The organism is Mesorhizobium sp. LNJC394B00 (assembly GCF_000502555.1).
Lineage (GTDB): Bacteria > Pseudomonadota > Alphaproteobacteria > Rhizobiales > Rhizobiaceae > Mesorhizobium.
In genome coordinates this window covers 541,702-560,475 of the sequence record NZ_AYWH01000002.1, presented here as the reverse complement: position 1 = coordinate 560,475, position 18,774 = coordinate 541,702, and the positions used below count along the sequence as shown (strand labels likewise).

Sequence of the window (18,774 nt, the reverse complement as noted above, 5' to 3'; positions counted from 1 at the left end):
CGTTGCCACCGCCTGCAGCAGCGGTGTCGATTCCGGCCTGATAACGGCGCTGGCAAAGCGGTTCAGGCCGGAAGTCCATGGTTATGTCGTCGACCCGCAGCTCGGTCACAGCGAGGCCGAAGACGCCGAACGCACCGGCCGCCATGTGGGCGTGCCCTTGCGCCGGGTGCAGGTCGACAGGAACCGGTTTTTCGAACTTTGGCCAAGGGTAATCTGGCATCTTGAAAGCGATGGCTGGCACGCCAGCCATGTCGCGCTGCTGGCGCTTGCTGAACAATGCCGGGCCGATGGCGTCAAGGTGCTGCTCACCGGCGAAGGCGCAGACGAATTGTTTGGCGGCTACCCATTGCAGGCCTTGAGCATGAAGAAGTGGCGTTCCTGGTCGTGGCCCCGGCTCCTGGTCCATTCGAAGCGCTCGCTCGACCGGAGATTCGAGCAACAGCGTCATGCCCCCTACAAGGTCTCGGCTGGAAGCCACTCACAAATGGATCGCAGCATGGTCCTGCGTGCTTTGTCGCCGGAGCTGAATTTCCTGCAAACCGAGATCTTCGACCGGCTGGAGCCGGTGACGCCGCCCGCCGATCGCGCCTTTCTCGGTAGTTGCCTCTACGACCTCTATTCGCATCTGCAGGACATCCTGCACCGGCACGACCGGCTGAGCATGGCGGCGTCCGTGGAACTGCGGGTCCCGTTCCTGGAAAACCGCCTGATCGACTTCGCCATCCATTTGCCGAGGCGGCAGAAATACCGCGACAAGACAGGAAAATGGCTTTTGCGAAAGGTCGCTGAAAAGCATATTCCGCGCCAGAACGTCCATGCGCGCAAGATCGGCTTCGAGATGTCGTCGCAATTTTCGGCCGGCACGGAGACTTTGCTACGCGGCGGTTTCCTGCGCGATGCCTTGAAATGGCCCGCCGCCAATTTGGAGGACATGGTCCAGTTGGCCCGGCGCGAGCAACCGTCCAGGCTGCGGCTTGTCGGCATGGAGCTTTTCCTGCGCCTTCACGCCGGCGGCGAGACGACAGGCACGCTGACCGAAGCCTTGCATACCGCTGCCCGGGACAGAAGCTGACTTCGCGCGCGGCCGACAGCCCGAGCAGTGGACCAATGAGAACATCGCTCTGGGTAGCGAACCCTTCCCGGCTGACGTATTTTCGCCTTGCTATCCTGTTGTTGGATCATGATCTTTTTCGAAGACGCGTTCGCCCTTTTGGATGTCGTGCTCTATTTCAAACGGATGCCATGATTGTCGTCCCGGCGGACGAAACCAGCACGTTAAGGTGGGACAGGTCTGATGATCGATGACGAGCCGGACAGCGAACGCGTTTCGGCGCTGGCGCCGTTCCGGCACGGCATCTTCCGCGCCGTCTGGTCGGCCAGTCTGGTGTCGAATTTCGGTGGCCTGATCCAGGGCGTCGGCGCCGCCTGGATGATGACCACCATCGCCACGTCGCCCTATCAGGTGGCGCTGGTCCAGGCCTCGGCCACTCTGCCGATCATGCTGTTTGCACTCGTCGCCGGCGCCATCGCCGACAGCTTCAACCGGCGCAAGGTGATGCTGATCGCCCAAATCTTCATGCTGGTCGTCTCTGCACTTCTAACGCTGTTCACCTGGAACGGCTGGATGACGCCGTGGACGCTGCTTGCCTTCACCTTCCTGATCGACAGCGGCACGGCGCTCAACAACCCGTCCTGGCAGGCATCGGTCGGCGACATGGTGCCGCGCAACAAGCTGCCGGCCGCGGTTGCACTCAATTCACTGGGCTTCAACCTGACACGCAGCGTCGGCCCGGCGATCGGCGGCATCATCGTTGCCGCCGCTGGTGCGGCTGCTGCGTTCGCCGCCAATGCGCTGAGCTATATAGGTCTTATCATCGTGCTCTTCCGCTGGAAGCCGGAGCTGCCGGTCTCGACGCTGCCGCGCGAGACGCTGGGCGCCGCCATGGGCGCCGGCCTGCGCTATGTCGCCATGTCGCCCAACATCGGCAAGGTGCTGGTCAGGGGCTTCGCCTTCGGCTTCAGCGCCGGCGCGGTTTTGGCGCTGCTGCCGCTGGTGGCGCGCGACGTCGTCAAGGGCGATGCCTTGACCTACGGCATCATGCTCGGCGCCTTCGGCATCGGCGCCGTCGGCGGCGCGCTGATAAGCGTGCGTCTCAGACAATTGCTGTCCAGCGAGACGATGGTGCGGATGGCCTTCGCCGGCTTTGCCGTCTGCGCCTTCAATGCCGCCATCAGCCTCAATGCCTGGCAGACTGCGGCGGGTTTGCTCATCGGCGGCGCCTGCTGGGTGATCGCGCTGTCGCATTTCAACGTCACGGTGCAGATGTCGACGCCGCGCTGGGTCGTCGGCCGGGTGCTGTCGGTCTACCAGACGGCGACCTTCGGCGGCATTGCGCTGGGCAGCTGGATCTGGGGCGTCGTTGCCGATGCGCATGGCGCCGAAACCGCGCTGATTGCGGCGGCCATCGCGATGCTTGTTGGCGGCGCCATCGGCCTGTTCCTGCCGCTGCCGCAGCAGACGACTCTCAACCTCGACCCGCTCAACCGCTTCAAGGAGCCGCATCTCGGCCTCGACCTGAAGCCGCGCAGCGGCCCCATCGCCATCATGATAGAGTACATTATCCGCGACGAAGATGTGCCCGAATTCCTCGCCACCATGGCCGAGCGCGGGCGCATCCGCCGCCGCGACGGCGCCCGCAACTGGACGCTGGCTCGGGACCTAGAAAATCCCGCAGTCTGGATCGAACACTACCACACGCCGACCTGGCTGGAATACATCCGCCACAACCGGCGCGCCACCCATGCCGACGCCGTCGTCGGCGAGCGGGTGCGGGCGCTGCACAGCGGCGACGAACCGCCGCGCGTGCGCCGCCTGATCGAGCGCCCGACGACCGCCGGCACCGCGCTGGTCTCGCCGAAGGGGCCGATCGATCACTGAGCTCGCCATAGCCGTAGCGCCGGTCAGCCGGCGCTCTGGATCATGTAGAGCTTGCGCGTGGTCTCGCGTATCAGCCACTCGCCCTTCCAGCCCTGCGGCAGGACGAGGAGATCGCCCGGACCGAGTTCCCGCACCTCGCCATCGATGCGGCTCAGTTCCACGCGCCCCGAAATGATGTGGCAGATCTCCGACGAGTCCGAACGATCGGCGGTGAAGCGGCCGGGCGTGCATTCCCAGATGCCGACATCGACAGTCCCGTCAGGCGATTGAAAGAACGAGCGCACGGCCTCGACCTGATCGCCTTCAATCGAGCTTGGCTTAGGAGAGAACGCGCCGATCTCGGCCTTGGCGAGATCGTGGAAGGTCGAAAGATCGATCAAGTCTAGCTCCATGGATAAGAGCAATTCCAGGAAAGGGGTCTGCCCCGGAATTGCGTGAGAACAAATGGCTTTAGTGGCCGGTGATGCTGTCGGCCAACGCGGCCAGCTTCGAGGTGCGCGCAAGCCCTGCCGCCTCGCGGCCATCGGCAATGCGATAAAGCTGGTACATCGAATGCACGCCCAGCCAGCGGAAGGGCTCCGGTTCCCATGGCCTGACCTTGCGGTTGACCCAGGGCAGCTTCGTCAGCTCGGTGTTTGCCCCGAGAACAAGGTCAGCCAGCGTGCGCCCCGAAAGGTTGGAGCTGGACACGCCGAGGCCGACATAGCCGCCGGCCCAGCCGATGCGGGTCGCGGGATCGAGGCCGACCGTGGTGCACCAGTCGCGCGGCACGCCGAGCACGCCGCACCAGGCGTGATCGATGCGGCATCCCTTGGTCTGCGGCAAGAGCGTCGTCAGGATCGTGTGCAGCTGGTCGATCGTGGCCTGCTGCGTCTGGCCGTTGACGTCGGTGCGCGAGCCGTAGCGATAAGGCACGCCGCGTCCGCCCATCGTGATGCGTCCCTCACGCGTGCGCTGGGCATAGCAATAGGCATGCGCCGCATTGCCGAGCAGTTCGTGCCCTTCCCAACCGATGTCGCGCCACAGGTCGGCGGGCAGCGGCTCAGTCACGATCTGCGCGCTGTTGAGCGCCAGCCAGGTCCGCTCCTCGCCGGGGATGCCTGATGTAAAACCCTCGGTCGCGCGGATGATCGTCTCCGCCTGCACCGTACCGCGGTCTGTTGTCACGCTGCCCTTGGCGATGCTTGTCACCGTCGTCTTCTCATAGATCGGCACGCCCAGCCGCTCGACGGCATCGGCAAGCCCACGCACCAGCTTGGCCGGCTGCACCCGCGCCTGGCCATGGACTACGAAGCCGCCCATGACGTTACGGATGTTGATGCGCGTGCGCGTTGAGGCGGCGTTCAGCATCTCGACGCGGTTCGGGTCGACATCCCAGGAACGGATCGTCTCGCATTCTTCGCGCACGCGCTCCAACTGCGCTGCGTTGGTGGCCACCGTCAGGTTGTCGACGCGGCGAATGTCGGCGTCGATGCCTTCCTCGGTCGCGACCCGGATCACTTCGTCAACGCAGCCTGCCATCGCAGCCTGCATCGCCATCACGCCTTGCCGGCTCGATGTCTTGAGATATTTTTCGCGCGACCAGCTGAAGCCGCCCGACAGCCAGCCGCCATTGCGCCCCGAAGCGCCGAAGCCGGCAAATTCGCGCTCGACGATCACGACGCGCAGCGATGGCTTCGCCTTTTTCAGATAGTAGGCGGTCCACAGGCCGGTATAGCCGGCGCCGACAATGGCGACATCGGCCTCGATGTTTCCAGGCAAGGGCGGGCGCGGAACGGGAACCGCCCCCAGATCCGCATACCAGAACGATATGTCGCCGTTGCGCTTGGCTTGCATGGAATGACTTTCAGATGGGATCAGGCCAGATGGGATCAGGCCAGATGGAATCAGGTGAGTGTGGTGTCGGCGCTTGCGTCGTCCGCCAGCAGCTTGGCGTCGGTGCCGTCGAAGCAGAGCTCGACCTTGTCGCCGAGGCCAAAACTCTCGCCGGTCAGTGGTGAGCGCACGATCGCGGCCGAGCCGTCGGCGAGCTTAACTTCGTATTTCGATTCCGAGCCGAGATAGATGGCTTCCGCGATCGTCCCCGACAGGCGGTTGGCGCCATTGGCAGCACTTTGGCCGGCTCTTCGGATCGCGAGCTTTTCGGGACGCAGCAGCATCACCGGACTGGCTTCTCCCGACAGCTTACGCGGTACCGTCACCGTCTCGCCGGCGATGCTCAGCGCGGTGCTGTTGCCATCGCTGCGCGCCTTGCCGCGCAGCACGGTGGAATCGCCGATGAAGCGGCCGACGAACAGCGTTGCCGGCTCGTCATAGAGCTGGCGGCCGGTGCCGACCTGCTCGATGCGCCCGCGGTTGAACACGGCGATGCGGTCCGACAGCACCAGCGCCTCTTCCTGATCGTGCGTGACATAGACGAAGGTGGTGCCGAGTTCGCGATGGATGCGCTTTATCTCGAGCTGAAGCCATTCGCGCAGCTTCTTGTCGAGCGCGCCGAGCGGCTCGTCCATCAGGAGCAGCGGCGGGTCGAAGACGATGGCGCGTGCCAACGCCACGCGCTGCTGCTGGCCGCCCGACAATTCGCTGGGATAGCGATGCGCGAAATCGCCCATCTTGACCATGTCGAGCGCCCTTGCCACGCGTGTCTGCCTCGTCGCCTGGTCGACGCCGCGAAGCGTCAGCGGATAGGCGACGTTGCGGCCGACGCTCATATGCGGGAACAGCGCGTAATGCTGGAAGACGACGCCGATGTTGCGCTTGTGCGCCGGCACGCCGACGACGCTTTTTTCCCCGACCAGAAGCTTGCCGCTGGTGACATCGGTGAAACCGGCAATCACGTTGAGCGTCGTCGTCTTGCCCGAGCCGCTGGGGCCGAGCAGCGTCATGAACTCGCCGGGCTCGATGCGCAGCGACACGCCGTCCAGCGCCTTGAAGCCGCCATAGGCCTTGCTGATCGCTTCGAGATCGATCGCCGCGCCCTTGCTTGTCGGCTTCGGATTCATTGGCGTCCTTTCCGCTCGCGGCCAAGAAGGAGCATGCCGCCGCCGATCAGGATCGTGGTCGCGAAAAGCAGGATCGTGCCGACAGCCGCCACCGTCGGATCGGCGTCGCGCGTGATCGAGGCAAAAATCTGCACCGGCAATGTCTTGAGATAGGGGTTCGTGATGAACAGCGACACGACAATCTCGTCGAACGAGGTGGCGAAAGCGAACAGCAGGCCTGAGAGCACGCCCGGCGCGATCAGCGGCAGCGTCACCGTGCGAAACGTGGTCAGTGCGCTGGCGCCCAGGCTCGCGGCGGCTGTCTCCAGCCGGCGGTCGAACACTTCGAGACTGGCCGAGACCGCGATCAGCACGAAGGGCAGCGCAAGGATGGTGTGGGCCAGCACGAAGCCGAGCAGCGTCCCGACGAGCTGCGTGTCGAGATAGACGGCATAGATGCCGATCGCCAGCACCACGCCCGGCACCACCATCGGCGTCAGCATCAGCATACGCAAAAGGTTCGCCGGCCGCGCCTTCATGCGGTCGAGGCCGAAGGCGGCAAGCGTGCCGAGCACCGTTGCCAGGACGGCAACGATGGAGGCGACTTTCAGCGAGTTCAGGAAGCTGTTCGACCAGTCCGGATTGGTGGCGAAATTCTGGTACCACTGCCAGGAAAAGCCTTGCGGCGGAAACGCCAGCGATTTGTTTTCGTTGAACGACATCGGCACCACGACCAGCGTCGGCGCCACCAGCCATATCGCCACCAGCAGGCAGACGAGCCCGAGAAGAACGCGGGTGAGCGGCTTCATCTCCATCAGCGCCGCCCCGCTTCCCGATGACTGGACCGCATCACGGGTGCTGCCAGCGCCAGCAGCACGAAGGTGGTGACCAGCAGAACGACGCCCATGGCGCCGCCCCTGCCCCATTGCAGCAGGCTGAGCACCTGCGTCTGCACCAGCGTCGACAGCATGGTCGAGCGCGGGCCGCCGAGCAAAGCCGGCGTGATGTAGAAGCCGAGCGACAGGATGAAGACGATGATCGCGCCGGCATAGACGCCGGGCAGCGACAGCGGCAGATAGACGGTGAAGAACGCGCGCGACGGCCGCGCACCGAGGCTTTGCGCCGCACGCATCAGCCTGAGGTCGATACCTTGCATCACGGAATAGAGCGGCAGGATCATGAACGGCAACAGCACCTGCGCCATGCCGATGACCACGCCGGTCTGGGTGCGGATCAGCTTGACGCCGTCGAACCCGACCGAGCGCAGCAACGAATTGATGACGCCCGAATCCTGCAGCAGGATCACCCATGACAGCGTTCGCACCACACCACTCACCCAGAACGGGATCAGCACGCAAAGCACAAGCACCAGCCGGACGCGCGGCCCGACCGCGGTCATCAGATAGGCATAGGGATAGGCCGCGATGACGCAGACCAGCGTCACCCAGGCCGAAATGACGAAAGTCCGCTGCAGCACTGTCAGGTTGACCGGCGCGCCGAAGAACCAGGCATAGTTCCGCAGCCCCCACTCAGGTTCCGACAGGCTGCGCAGTACGATGGTGAGCAGTGGGTAGCCGATCACCGCGACAAGCAGGATGAGCGCCGGCGCCGTGAGCGCGAACGGCCGCCATGCCCGACCCGGCCGCGCATGGGCGGCGGGTTGGGCGATGGGTTCGGACGCGCTCACGGCCTGGCTCTCACTTGGCTGTTCAGTTGCCTGCCATCAGCGCCGACCACTTCTCCTGCGCCACCGGGAAGTTCTCGACCCAGAACTTGATGTTCTGCTTGTAACCCTGCTTCTGGCGCTCGGGCGTGTTGGTCAGGAAGGCGGCGACCGACGCATCGACCTTGGGCTGCGCGTCATTGTTGATCGGCGTATAGGAGGTCTGCTGCGCCAGGATCTCCTGCGCCCCCTTGCCGAGATAGGCATTGAGCAGCGCATAAGCCGCATCCGTATCCTTGACGCCGACCGGAATGGTCATCTGGTCCATCACCACCAGCCAGTCCTGCCAGGCCGGCGCATATTTGGCGCCGTTCTTCACCGCCGTCATGGCACGTCCGGTCCACATCATCAGCATGTCGGCTTCGCCAGATTCGGCAAGCTGCTGCGACTCAGCGCCGGTCTTCCAATAGATCGTGTCGGGACCGAGCTTGCGGATGACATCGATGGCCTTGTCGATGTCGGCCGCCGTCATCGCCTTCGGGTCGCCGCCAGACGCCTTCAACGCCTGCTCCAGCAGGCCGCCCGTCGGGTCGCCCGAACCGTCGAGCGCGCGCGTGCCGGGGAATTTTGCCGTGTCGAAGAAATCGGCCCAGTTCTTGGGCGGGTTATCCCCATACTTCTCCTTGTTGTACATCAGCACGACGCCGTAGTTCATGGCCGGCACCGAGCATTCGCCGACCTGGCCCTCGGGCACCTTGGAGACGTCAAGCTTGCTGAAATCAAGCTTCTGGAACAGCTTGCCGCAATAGACGTAAGGCGGCAGGTCGGCGGTGTCGACGACGTCCCAGGTGACGTTGCCGGATTCGACCTGCGCCTGCAGCTTGGCGATCTCTGTCGGCCCGTCATTGAGCAGCGTGGCGCCGGACTTTTCGACGAACTCCTTGAGCGCGGCGGCCTGGCCGTCCTGGTAGATGCCGCCATAGGAGACGAGCGTCAGCGTCTTGCCCTTGAGCGAGCCTTCCTTGACCTCACCCGCGACAGGCTTTTCCTGCGCGAACGCTGCGGTTGCCAGAACGCCGAGCGCCAGCACGGCGCCAAGGCCAAGATGTCTTGTTTTCAGCATGATTATTGTTCTCCCATTTGACCCGCATGGATTGAACCTACCTGGCTGCGAGCGGTTTCCAGGCCCTGTATTGATCGAGTTCGGCGCGCACCGAAGTCGGTGGCGCAATGATCCACATCACCTCGGCTCGGCCACTGCCGATGTTCTCTGAGCGATGTGCTGTCGATGTCGCGTATTCGATGCTGTCGCCCTCTTCCAGCACATGCCTGACATCGCCGAGCGAAACCTCGACGATGCCGCGCAGCACGACGAGCATCTCGTGCGCGTCGCCATGGGTGTAGAGCGCTGGGCCGGTCGAGCCGCCGATTTCGAACTCGCCGACATAGACTTCCATGTCGCTTAAAGGGGGACGCGAGAGCAGCATCTTGCGGCAGCCGTCGCTGGGCGGCAGGCTCGGCCGCTCGCTGCGCAGCAAGACCCCGCGCTGCCCGGCGGCACTATCCTCGAACAGCATCGCCACGCTCACCCCAAGCGCCGAGGCCATCTGGTTGAGCGAGGCGGTGCTGGCGCCGGTCAGGCCGCGCTCGAGCTGGCTGATGAAGCTGGCGCTGGTCCCGGTCAGCTCGGCGAGTTCGCGCAGCGAAAGCCGCCGGCCGAGACGCAGGCTCTTCAGCCGCTGGCCCAGCATCTGATGGGCATGCGTCGCCGTCGAGGCGACGCCATTCTTGACCGGAGCCTGGTCGGTGCTCATCCCGTCTTTTTCTCCCACTGAACAATTTGTACAGTGACACTGTACACGTGGCAAGCGCCGAGTAGGGACATTTAAGATGCCGGCCGAGGCCTAGTCTTCGCCCGACAGGTCGCGCCGCGCATTGTCGAGTCCTCGGCGTAGCGTCGCATCAGATGGCCCTCGGTCAAAAGCCGACAACGGCCCGGTTGTCGAAATTCTCGACCACCGCCAGTTCCTCGGCGACGGCGCGCTGGAGGTTTCGGCGGTGGACTGGACGTTCATGGTCGGCACCAGCACCGCATGCCGGAATTTGGCCGGCGCCAGCACCGGCGTCTCACCATCGGACGGATCGCTGTGCAGTTCGGCGACGATCAGCACGCCGACATAATGCCGGCTGCTTGCGGCGCCATTCTGGCGCTGAGGCGCAGTCAGGCTTGCCGCCCCGCTTCAATTCCCCGCGAGCGTGTCGAGGTATATGAGCGATCGCTTACGCAATCGACGCAGCTGTGTTATTTTTGGCCGTCTCTATTTCCCTCAAGGAGGAGAAGATGAGTGCGCGGGGATTTTTTTCATTAGCTGTTGGCATGATTTTTTTGAGCTCGTCTGCGGTGAGCAATTCAAGCATGGATATGCCGGTTAGGTCTGTTGTGTCACACCCGATGTCTCTTTTTTTGGCGGGAGGCAATCCGGAAAACCAAAGCCGGCCGGCAAAGGAATTTATCCATACTGCACAACAAGATGTTTGCTGTCCTGGCGGCTACCCTTGGTATCGCAATTCAACGAACACCTGCTACGGCAGCTATGAAGACTGCCACGATACCGATGGCGGCGGATGGTCCTGCAGACAGGTCAACGCCTGCTAGACTTTCTTGGGGCCTCGCCTTCTTGACTGTGCCCGGTCCTCAGATCGGCTTCGGCTCGCCGGCCTCATAGAGCATGAGGTTGCGCTCGCCTATGCCGAGCGATGCCCAACTCGCCCGCCAATCGGCGATGTGAGGCGAGCGGAAATGCGCGTCGAGCGCGGCCCTGTCGCTCCACACCTCGGTTACATGGATGAGCCCGACGTCGAGCACGTCCTGCGCGTAGGAGTATTCGATGCAGCCGGGCTCCGCACGGCTGCCCAGTATCATGCGCCGCATGGCCGGCCTTGCCTCGTCGAGCCGTTGCGCAGGCAGGCGAATGGTGCCGATGATCACCAGCATGATCTCTCTCCTCAAGGCCTCTGTCGTCCTGGCAAGTAACCAGTCCTCCCACCCTCGCGCAAGCTTGACCGGTTAGGCTCGAAGGGCTGTCGCGTGCTCGGCAGGCTTGTGATTGGGGACGACATGGCGGTCAGCGAAAGCTTAGCGACAGGAACAGTGGCCAAGAACGGCCGCGATGTCTTCTTCGCCATCGGCATCGTCATCATCCTGGCCGTGCTGTTCCTGCCGATCCCGGCCTTCCTCATCGACATCGGCCTCGCCTTCTCGATCGCACTGTCGGTGCTGATCCTGATGGTGGCGCTGTGGATCCAGCGGCCGCTCGATTTCTCGTCCTTCCCGACCGTGCTGCTGATCGCCACCATGCTACGGCTATCGCTCAACATCGCCACCACGCGCATGATCCTGTCGCACGGCAATGAGGGCACGCACGCCGCCGGCTATGTCATCGCCGGCTTCTCCAAACTTGTGATGGCCAGCGATTTCGTCATCGGCCTGATCGTCTTCATGATCCTGATTGTGGTCAACTTCATCGTCATCACCAAGGGTGCCACCCGTATTGCCGAAGTCGGCGCCCGCTTCACCCTCGACGCTATCCCCGGCAAGCAGATGTCGATCGACGCCGACCTGTCCGCCGGCATGATCGACGACAAGACAGCGCAACTGCGCCGCCGCGAGCTGGAAGAGGAATCCTCCTTCTTCGGCTCGATGGACGGCGCCTCGAAATTCGTCCGCGGCGACGCCATTGCCGGCCTCATCATCACCGCAATCAACATCGTCGGCGGCATCGCCATCGGCTACATCAGGCACGGCATGGGCATGGGCGAAGCCGCCGATGTCTTCATCAAGCTGTCGGTCGGCGACGGCCTCGTCACCCAGATCCCGGCGCTTATCGTTTCGCTCGCCGCCGGCCTGCTTGTGTCCAAGGGCGGCACGCGCGGCTCGACCAACCAGGCGGTGTTCGGCCAGCTCGGCGCGCATCCGCGCGCGCTCTATGTCGCGGCCTCGCTGCTCGTCCTGCTCGGCCTGATGCCCGGCCTGCCGTTCTTCCCGTTCTTCACGCTGGCTGCAGGCATGGCCGGCCTTGGCTACGTCATCCCGATGCGCGCCAACCGAGAGGCTGCCGCCGCCGAAGCGATCAAGGATCTGGAGAAGGCGAACAAGGTCGAGGAAGAGAAGAACTCGGTCAAGGCTTCGCTGACCACCGCCGAGATCGAGCTTCTGATCGGCAAGCAGCTGTCGACGCGGCTGCTGGTGTCGCATCAGGAACTGGTGTTCCGCATGGCCAAGATGCGCAAGAAATTTGCCACGCAATACGGCTTCGTCGTGCCGGAAGTGCGCGTCGCCGACGATTTCGGCATCCCGCCGAAGAGCTACCAGATCAAGGTCCACGGCACCGTCGTCGCCGAATACCAGATGCGCGTCGGCGAGATCATGGTGCTGCTCGGCAACCGGGATTTGCCCGACGTTCCCGGCGAGGAAATCCGCGAGCCGGCCTTCGGCATGCGCGCCTTCTCGGTGCTGGAAACCTTCGCCGAGGATCTGAAGCGCGAGAACTATACCTTTGCCGACAACATGTCGGTGCTGCTCACCCATTTGTCCGAGGTGATCCGCAACAACCTGCCGCAGCTTCTGTCCTACAAGGACATGAAGGCGCTGCTCGAGCGCCAGGATCCGGAATACCGCAAGCTCGCCGACGAGATCTGCACCTCGCACATCTCCTATCCCGGCCTGCAGGCGGTGCTGAAACTGCTGCTGGCCGAACGCGTATCGATCCGCAACCTGCATTTGATCATCGAGGCTATCGCCGAGATCGCACCGCATGTGCGCCGCACCGAGCAGATCGTCGAGCATGTCCGCATCCGCATGGCCCAGCAGATCTGCGGCGATCTCTCCGAGGGCGGCATGCTCAAGGTGCTGCGCCTCGGCAACCGCTGGGACCTCGCCTTCCACCAGAGCCTCAAGCGCGACGCCAAGGGCGAGGTGCGCGAATTCGACATCGACCCGCGCCAGCTGGAGGAATTCGGCCAGGACGCGACCAAGGCGATCCGCAAGCATCTCGAGGCCGGCGAGCGTTTTGTCCTCGTCACCGCGCCCGATGCTCGCCCCTATGTGCGCATGATCATCGAGCGCCTGTTCACGACGCTTCCCGTTCTCTCCCATGTCGAAATCGCCAAGGGCGTCGAGATCAAGGTGCTCGGGACGATCTCGTGAACATACTGTCGCAAGGCGTCGTCATCGCCGCCTTCCTCGCCTTCTGTCGCATCGGCGCCTGCTTCATGCTGATGCCGGGCCTGTCCAGCGCCCGCGTGCCGGTCCAGGTCCGGCTGTTCGTGTCGATCGCCGCCACCGGTGGCCTGCTCGCCTTCCTGTGGGACAAGATCTTTCCCTTCGTCGATGCGCGTCCGCAGGTGCTGGCGCCGATGATCATCTCCGAACTTTTGGTCGGCGGGCTGATCGGCGCGATGACGAGGCTCTACATGGAGGCGCTGCGCTTCATGGGTTCGGCCATCGCCATGCTGATCGGCTATGGCGGCACCGGCGGCCCCGCCATCGAGGAGCCAGAGCCGCAGGCGGCCCTCGCCGCCATCATCTCGTTTTCAGCGTTGCTGCTGCTCTTCGTCTTCGATTTCGACCACGAGATCATCCGCGCTCTGGTCGCCTCCTACACGGTGGCGCCGGTCAACGTCTTCTTCAATCCGCAGGCCGCCCTGGTCGATCTCACCGACACGGTGTCGGACGCCTTCTTCCTGGTCATCCGGCTCGGCAGCCCGTTCATCGCCTATGCCATCCTGGTCAATTTGACGATCGGCTTCGTCAACAAGCTGACGCCGCAGATTCCGGTCTACTTCATCTCACTGCCTTTCGTCATCGCCGGCGGCATGATCATCTTCTACTTCGCCATCGGCACCATGCTGTCGCTGTTCGTCGACGGCTTTGTCGATCTGACGCTGGCGAGGTGAGATGAGCACGCGCAAGGAACGGCTGAAGAAACTGGTCAAGGTGCAGGAGCAGCTGAAGGCCCTGCACGAGACGCGCCATGCGGCCTTCCTGGCGGCAGCGGCAACCGCCGAAACCGAGGCCAGGGAACTTGTCCAGCATTTCGACGCCGACCAGTCGATGGCGGTGCTGTTCCCTGACCTCTACCATCGCCGCATCGCCAATGCGCTGGTCCGGCAGGAAGCGAGCCTGGAAAGCGCCAGGCAGGAGATCACGCTCATCGCCACTGCGACGGCGCGCACCAACATGGTCGAACGTGCCTACAAGGACGTCCGAAGCCGCGACGAACGCGAACGCTCCGACCGCGACCGGCTCGATCTGATCGCGCAGAGGCGAGGGCAGGAATAATCGGAAGTTAGAGCCGGGTCACCTGCGGACGGCGTTCGGTTTCGTTCCGTGCGGCGGGCTGTGTTGGGTGTACGGCGCCGTGTTCGGCCTCTGCGCCTACGCCACCTACGATCTGACCATGGCGAGCCGGCAGCGCCCACCGCAAACGACCAGATCGCATCGACCCAGCCGGAGTTGCCGCTGCTGATAGCAATGGCCTAGCATCCGGCGAAGAATTTCGAGCCGGCAAGCCTGCCACAAGCTTGTTGCGGCATGGTCGCTCAGGAAACCCGGCAAAGAGGCGGACTTTCTTGGCGATTTCTCCACCCAGTGACATCGTTCTCGATGTTGCCCGAGCCGTCGACCCGGCGGATATCGAGGCTGCCCGTGCCGCGCTGGCCAAGCGGGCCAACGGCGTTGGCGGTAATTTTTCTGTCGACATGGCTGCTTCGGTCGATGCCGGCTCGATTCTGTCGCGCGCCACCGCCGACAAGGCCGCCGCAAATGACGATCCCGCCAGCAAGTTCAAGAAGTTCGAGGCGATGGTCTTGCAGACCTTCATCCAGAACATGCTGCCCAAGGACACAGAGGGCGTCTACGGCAAGGGGCTGGCCGGCGACATGTGGAAATCGCAGCTTGCCGAGCGTGTCGCCGACGTCATGGCCGAGCGCGGAGGGATCGGCATCGCCAAATCGCTGGTCGCCGACCACTACAAGGACGGCAAGCGCACCGTGCCGATCGGCCCGGTGTCAACCGGGCCGCACAAGACCGAGATCGACCAGCAGACCCGGCTGTCCACCTCGCTGGTCGAGGAATTGCAGCGCAAGGCCGCACGGTCGATGACCGGCGACGAGACGACCATCAAAACCGAAATCAAGATCTAGACCAGGATTTTCAATGGCCGATTTTTCAAAATACTCTTCCAACCTGCCGGCGCGTACGTCCGAAGCGCCGATCCCGTTTGCACGGCCGGGCAACCTTGCCGCCATCATCGGCCGCATCGAGGAAGCGGTCGAGGAAGAGACGGCCGGTTTGAAGAACGACACCAGCTATGACCTCAAGGCCTCCAACGCCCGCAAGAGCCGCTACCTCTATGAGCTGACCCGCGCCATGAAGGGCGCCAACGAGATCGAATTCCTGGAACAGCATCGCGACAGTCTGGCGCGGCTGCGCCAGAAGCTCGCGAAAAACGAGGCTGCAATCCTCGCCCACCTCAACGCGGTCAACGAAGTCGCCACGCTGTTGAAGAACGCCATTCAGCGCGCCGAAGCCGACGGCACCTATTCGGCCGGCGAATTCGGTTGGGCGAGCTGATGATCTCGGCACCAGGCGGGAACAACCGGTGATCAAATTCATCGCCGCCGCGATCTGGATCTGCGCCGCCACGCTGGGCGCCGTGTTCTATTCGTTCCAGGCGGCCGGTGAGCGCGGCGTCGGCGAGACGCCGAAACCGATGCTGGGTGGCCTCGACTACGTCAAGACCGACATCATCTCGGTGCCGCTGATCCGCGATTCCAAGATCGACGGCTATTTCCTCACCAAGCTCGTCTACACGGTCGAGCCGGCCGAGATAAAGAAGATGTCGATTCCGGCCGAAGCCCTGATGACCGATCAGGTCTATTCCTATCTCTACTCCAATCCTCAGATCGACTTCACCAAGAAGGAAACCATCGATCTCGATGCCTTCCGCAAGGCCATACGCGACACCGTCAACGCGCGCGTCGGCGCCGACCTGGTGCATGAAGTGCTGATCGACCAGGTCAACTTCCTGACCAAGGACGAAATCCGCGACAACGCCATGCGCCGCCGCAAGGATCCGGCCACGCCGACCGAACCGGCCCCGGCGGAATCGGCCCAGGCCGAGGCGGCGAAGTCCGCTGCTGAACACTAACCTTCATCGCAGGGTGAATGTCTCTGCCGCATTCCTTCCGACTGAAACGAGATGACGCATCGCGACCGCGTTGACGTTTACGTCAACTCGAAGCTATATGCGCCAAGCGACCAGGATCGCGGCACGCGCGAGACAGCGACTTTGGCGGAGGCCGGTCACTGAAGCGCGGCAAAACGCAACGAGACCAGGAGAACAGTCATGAGCGTTCAGGACATTGCCGAGAAGATGAGGTCGCGCGTGGCGAGCGCCGGGTTCGAACATTCCGTGAAGTTCGATACCGGCAGTGACGGCGTCATCGTCATTGACGGTGCGACCGTCTCAAACACTGATGCGCCGACCGACTGCACCATCAAGCTGTCGCTCGACGATCTGGATTCGCTGATCGCCGGCGACCTCAATCCGACCATGGCGTTCATGTCCGGCAAGATAAAGGTCGAAGGCGATATGTCGGTCGCCATGGCGCTCAGCCAGCTGATCGGCTGAGCCCTTCGCAAAAACAAAACGCCGCCCTCGCTGAAATGCAAAGGACCGGCGGCGTTTGTTTTTGGACAATCAGGCGGCCAGCGACAGCCTCTGTGTCTTGAGCTTGCGACCTGCAGCCTTCAGCGTGCCATGCGCGCCGTCGAGCGCACCATCGATCAATTCCAGCGCCAGCAGGCGGTGCCGCTCGTACGGACCAGGCATGGCGAGCGCGCCGGTCTTCTCCGCCGAGAAGCCGAAGCGGCCATAGTAAGGCGCATCGCCTACCAGCAGCACCGCGGCATGGCCGAGACGCGCGGCCTCGGCCAAAGCATGGCGCATCAGCGCCGAGCCGATGCCGGCGTTCTTCAGCGCCGGATCGACGGCGAGCGGTCCGAGCAGAAGTGCTCCCGGGCCACCCTCGCCCAGACGCACGTCCCACAGCCGCACCGTACCAGCAACCGCGCCGGTTGCATCGCGCACGACAAAAGCGAGGCCTTTGGAAGGCCGGCGGCCACGCCGCAGCTTCTCCGACGATTTCTTGCGCCGCATCGGCCCCATAGCGCGATCGAGCAACGCTTCACGCAATGCAATGTCTGCCGCAGTTTCGGCGACGATGGGAATGGCGCGGGCACTCTCCCCCCTCGAGGGGGAGATGTCGCCGAAGGCGACAGAGGGGGTCGGCACGACGTGACGCGACACCGCGTCGTGGACGAGGGATGCCGGCGCTTCACGCGAGACGACCCCCTCTGGCCTGCCTGCCATCTCCCCCTCAAGGGGGGAGATTCCCACGGCACCATCAATGTAATTTACAATGTCCATTTCCGCGATCCTTCACGAGCGGAGCTTGTTCCACAGGCGAACCCGGGCGGACGCAAACGTCCGCCTGGGGTGATCTGAAGGCCGAAGCCGTCAGATCACGTAGGATCGGAGAGGCTCGAAGCCGTTGAAGGCGACCGCCGAGTAGGTGGTCGTGTAGGCGCCGGTGCCTTCGATCAGCACATCGTCGCCGATGGTCAGCGACAGAGGCAGCGGATACGGCGTCTTCTCGTACATCACGTCGGCCGAATCGCAGGTCGGGCCGGCGAGCACGCAAGGTGCGGTCTCCGAACCGTCATGGCGGGTGACGATCGGATAGCGGATCGCCTCGTCCATCGTCTCGGCCAGACCGCCGAACTTGCCGATGTCGAGGAACACCCAGCGCACATTGTCGTTTTCGGCCTTCTTCGAGATCAGCACGACTTCCGACTTGATGACGCCGGCATTGCCGACCATGCCGCGGCCCGGCTCGATGATGGTCTCAGGGATCGCATTGCCGAAATGCTTGCGCAGCGCCGAGAAGATGGCCTGGCCGTAAGCCTGAGCCGCCGGCACATCACGCAGATAGCGCGTCGGGAAACCGCCGCCCATATTGACCATCTTGAGGACGATGCCTTCGTCGGCGAGCGTGGCGAACACCTTCTTGGCGTCGGCCAGCGCACGGTCCCACGCCGTCAGGTCGGTCTGCTGCGAGCCGACATGGAACGACACGCCATAGGCGTCGAGGCCGAGCGTCCTGGCATGGCGCAGCACATCGACGGCCATCGCCGGCACGCAGCCGAACTTGCGCGACAGCGGCCACTCGGCGCCTTCGCCGTCGGTCAGCACGCGGCAGAACACGCGCGCGCCGGGAGCGACGCGGGCGATCTTGTCGACCTCCTCGACGCAATCGACGGCAAACAGCCGAATGCCGAGCTGGTAGGCGCGTGCAATGTCACGCTCCTTCTTGATGGTGTTGCCGAAGGAGATACGGTCCGCCGGCGCACCGGCGTCCATCGCCATCTCGACCTCGGCAACGGAAGCGGTGTCGAAGGACGAGCCCATCGCAGCAAGCAGGCGCAGGATCTCCGGCGCAGGGTTTGCTTTCACCGCATAGTAGATTCTGGAATCGGGCAGCGCCTTCTCGAAGGCACGGAAATTGTCGCGCACGACATCGAGGTCGACGACGAGGCAGGGGCCGGACGGACGTCGGGTGGCGAGGAAGTCGAGGATGCGCTGGGTGGCCATCGGGGTCTCTCCATTAACGCCTTGCGGCGCGCAATAAGGCTGCGGGACGCGGGCTTTCGGCCTCGCGAACACGCGGTCAAACAAAGGCGGGACGGAAATCCATGGAACCAGCCGGTGGAGACCCCGGAACCATGAAACGCCGTCTCGCGGCGGTGAACCTTGGCCTTGCCCGGCCTCGGTTCGCTTTGTCTGCCTTGGCTTGGATGGGAGACCCGTCCGCACTGCCGGCAATGAAGGTGTGCCTCTTCAGTAACCCCGGTCTTTGGACGACCGGCAGAACACCAGAAAGGCCCGCACCGTCGTTGCTTCAAGGTGTCCTCGGGCTGGCGGTTGGCCGCTAGACCGACTGGAGGGGTTAGCTCCAGTTACCTTACCGATTTCCCTCACCATTCGAGGATCGGCGGACACCCACAGGCACGTGCGACTTTGGGCAAGCGCGATATAAGATCGAAAGATTTCACAATCAATAAAAATCGT

21 protein-coding genes are annotated in these 18,774 nt (G+C 63.6%); 10 read left to right on the top strand and 11 right to left on the bottom strand.

Annotated elements, in window-relative coordinates:
- Positions 1 to 37: 37 nt before the first annotated feature.
- Together X751_RS156500 and X751_RS156505 are read left to right on the top strand one after the other, a co-directional pair.
- Complete coding sequence (locus X751_RS156500) at positions 38 to 1,072, top strand: asparagine synthase C-terminal domain-containing protein (protein WP_084558253.1); 1,035 nt, start codon at positions 38 to 40, stop codon at positions 1,070 to 1,072.
- Positions 1,073 to 1,294: 222 nt separating this feature from the next.
- Positions 1,295 to 2,938: an MFS transporter gene (locus X751_RS156505; RefSeq protein WP_023744223.1), complete on the top strand. Its 1,644-nt coding sequence runs from the start codon at positions 1,295 to 1,297 to the stop codon at positions 2,936 to 2,938.
- 23 nt (positions 2,939 to 2,961) lie between these two features.
- On the opposite strand, the gene X751_RS156510 is transcribed toward X751_RS156505, so the two are convergent.
- From X751_RS156510 to X751_RS156545, 8 genes are all read right to left on the bottom strand, one after another.
- Positions 2,962 to 3,330 carry a cupin domain-containing protein gene (locus X751_RS156510; protein WP_081725355.1) on the bottom strand — a complete coding sequence of 123 codons (369 nt, stop codon included), beginning with the start codon at positions 3,328 to 3,330 and terminating at the stop codon, positions 2,962 to 2,964.
- 58 nt (positions 3,331 to 3,388) lie between these two features.
- Entirely contained in the window at positions 3,389 to 4,774 is a 1,386-nt protein-coding gene (locus X751_RS156515) for an FAD-binding oxidoreductase (RefSeq protein WP_023744222.1), read from the bottom strand.
- A gap of 50 nt (positions 4,775 to 4,824) precedes the next feature.
- Positions 4,825 to 5,940 (bottom strand): ABC transporter ATP-binding protein, encoded by a 1,116-nt coding sequence (locus X751_RS156520; RefSeq protein WP_023744221.1) that lies wholly within the window; start codon positions 5,938 to 5,940, stop codon positions 4,825 to 4,827.
- The gene (locus X751_RS156525) at positions 5,937 to 6,734 is read right to left on the bottom strand and encodes an ABC transporter permease (protein WP_023744220.1); all 798 of its coding nucleotides are present in this window, start codon (positions 6,732 to 6,734) and stop codon (positions 5,937 to 5,939) included. The genes X751_RS156520 and X751_RS156525 overlap by 4 nt, the downstream gene beginning before the upstream one ends.
- Positions 6,734 to 7,606: an ABC transporter permease gene (locus X751_RS156530; protein WP_023744219.1), complete on the bottom strand. Its 873-nt coding sequence runs from the start codon at positions 7,604 to 7,606 to the stop codon at positions 6,734 to 6,736. The genes X751_RS156525 and X751_RS156530 overlap by 1 nt, the downstream gene beginning before the upstream one ends.
- 22 nt (positions 7,607 to 7,628) lie before the next feature.
- The gene (locus tag X751_RS156535) at positions 7,629 to 8,705 is read right to left on the bottom strand and encodes an extracellular solute-binding protein (protein ID WP_023728389.1); all 1,077 of its coding nucleotides are present in this window, start codon (positions 8,703 to 8,705) and stop codon (positions 7,629 to 7,631) included.
- Positions 8,706 to 8,742: 37 nt separating this feature from the next.
- Positions 8,743 to 9,396, bottom strand: coding sequence for an XRE family transcriptional regulator (locus X751_RS156540; protein ID WP_027049833.1), 654 nt, complete (start codon positions 9,394 to 9,396; stop codon positions 8,743 to 8,745).
- Between the two features lie 90 nt (positions 9,397 to 9,486).
- Entirely contained in the window at positions 9,487 to 9,753 is a 267-nt protein-coding gene (locus X751_RS156545) for a hypothetical protein (RefSeq protein ID WP_023744218.1), read from the bottom strand.
- Between the two features lie 170 nt (positions 9,754 to 9,923).
- On the opposite strand from X751_RS156545, the gene X751_RS1000000166830 reads away from it, so the two are divergent.
- Positions 9,924 to 10,238: a hypothetical protein gene (locus X751_RS1000000166830; protein ID WP_156936365.1), complete on the top strand. Its 315-nt coding sequence runs from the start codon at positions 9,924 to 9,926 to the stop codon at positions 10,236 to 10,238.
- Positions 10,239 to 10,277: 39 nt separating this feature from the next.
- On the opposite strand, the gene X751_RS156550 is transcribed toward X751_RS1000000166830, so the two are convergent.
- Complete coding sequence (locus tag X751_RS156550) at positions 10,278 to 10,577, bottom strand: putative quinol monooxygenase (RefSeq protein WP_023683279.1); 300 nt, start codon at positions 10,575 to 10,577, stop codon at positions 10,278 to 10,280.
- Between the two features lie 123 nt (positions 10,578 to 10,700).
- On the opposite strand from X751_RS156550, the gene flhA reads away from it, so the two are divergent.
- The 7 genes from flhA (at position 10,701) to X751_RS156585 (ending at position 16,275) form a co-directional block, all read left to right on the top strand.
- Positions 10,701 to 12,788 (top strand): flagellar biosynthesis protein FlhA, encoded by a 2,088-nt coding sequence (gene flhA, locus X751_RS156555; RefSeq protein WP_023671908.1) that lies wholly within the window; start codon positions 10,701 to 10,703, stop codon positions 12,786 to 12,788.
- Positions 12,785 to 13,537, top strand: coding sequence for a flagellar biosynthetic protein FliR (fliR, locus tag X751_RS156560; RefSeq protein WP_023691740.1), 753 nt, complete (start codon positions 12,785 to 12,787; stop codon positions 13,535 to 13,537). The genes flhA and fliR overlap by 4 nt, the downstream gene beginning before the upstream one ends.
- Position 13,538: 1 nt before the next feature.
- Positions 13,539 to 13,922: a hypothetical protein gene (locus X751_RS156565; protein WP_023744217.1), complete on the top strand. Its 384-nt coding sequence runs from the start codon at positions 13,539 to 13,541 to the stop codon at positions 13,920 to 13,922.
- A 290-nt stretch (positions 13,923 to 14,212) separates the two neighbouring features.
- The gene (locus tag X751_RS156570) at positions 14,213 to 14,785 is read left to right on the top strand and encodes a rod-binding protein (RefSeq protein ID WP_023744216.1); all 573 of its coding nucleotides are present in this window, start codon (positions 14,213 to 14,215) and stop codon (positions 14,783 to 14,785) included.
- Positions 14,786 to 14,798: 13 nt separating this feature from the next.
- Entirely contained in the window at positions 14,799 to 15,215 is a 417-nt protein-coding gene (locus tag X751_RS156575; RefSeq protein WP_023671919.1) for a hypothetical protein, read from the top strand.
- Between the two features lie 28 nt (positions 15,216 to 15,243).
- Positions 15,244 to 15,792, top strand: coding sequence for a hypothetical protein (locus X751_RS156580; protein ID WP_023714023.1), 549 nt, complete (start codon positions 15,244 to 15,246; stop codon positions 15,790 to 15,792).
- Positions 15,793 to 15,990: 198 nt separating this feature from the next.
- Complete coding sequence (locus X751_RS156585) at positions 15,991 to 16,275, top strand: SCP2 sterol-binding domain-containing protein (protein ID WP_023744214.1); 285 nt, start codon at positions 15,991 to 15,993, stop codon at positions 16,273 to 16,275.
- 69 nt (positions 16,276 to 16,344) lie between these two features.
- Here X751_RS156585 and X751_RS156590 read toward each other — a convergent pair whose 3' ends face one another.
- Both X751_RS156590 and odc2 read right to left on the bottom strand, forming a co-directional pair.
- Entirely contained in the window at positions 16,345 to 17,016 is a 672-nt protein-coding gene (locus X751_RS156590; protein WP_023744213.1) for an N-acetyltransferase, read from the bottom strand.
- 147 nt (positions 17,017 to 17,163) lie between these two features.
- The gene (odc2, locus tag X751_RS156595; RefSeq protein WP_023671923.1) at positions 17,164 to 18,297 is read right to left on the bottom strand and encodes an ornithine/lysine decarboxylase; all 1,134 of its coding nucleotides are present in this window, start codon (positions 18,295 to 18,297) and stop codon (positions 17,164 to 17,166) included.
- Positions 18,298 to 18,774: the final 477 nt, after the last annotated feature.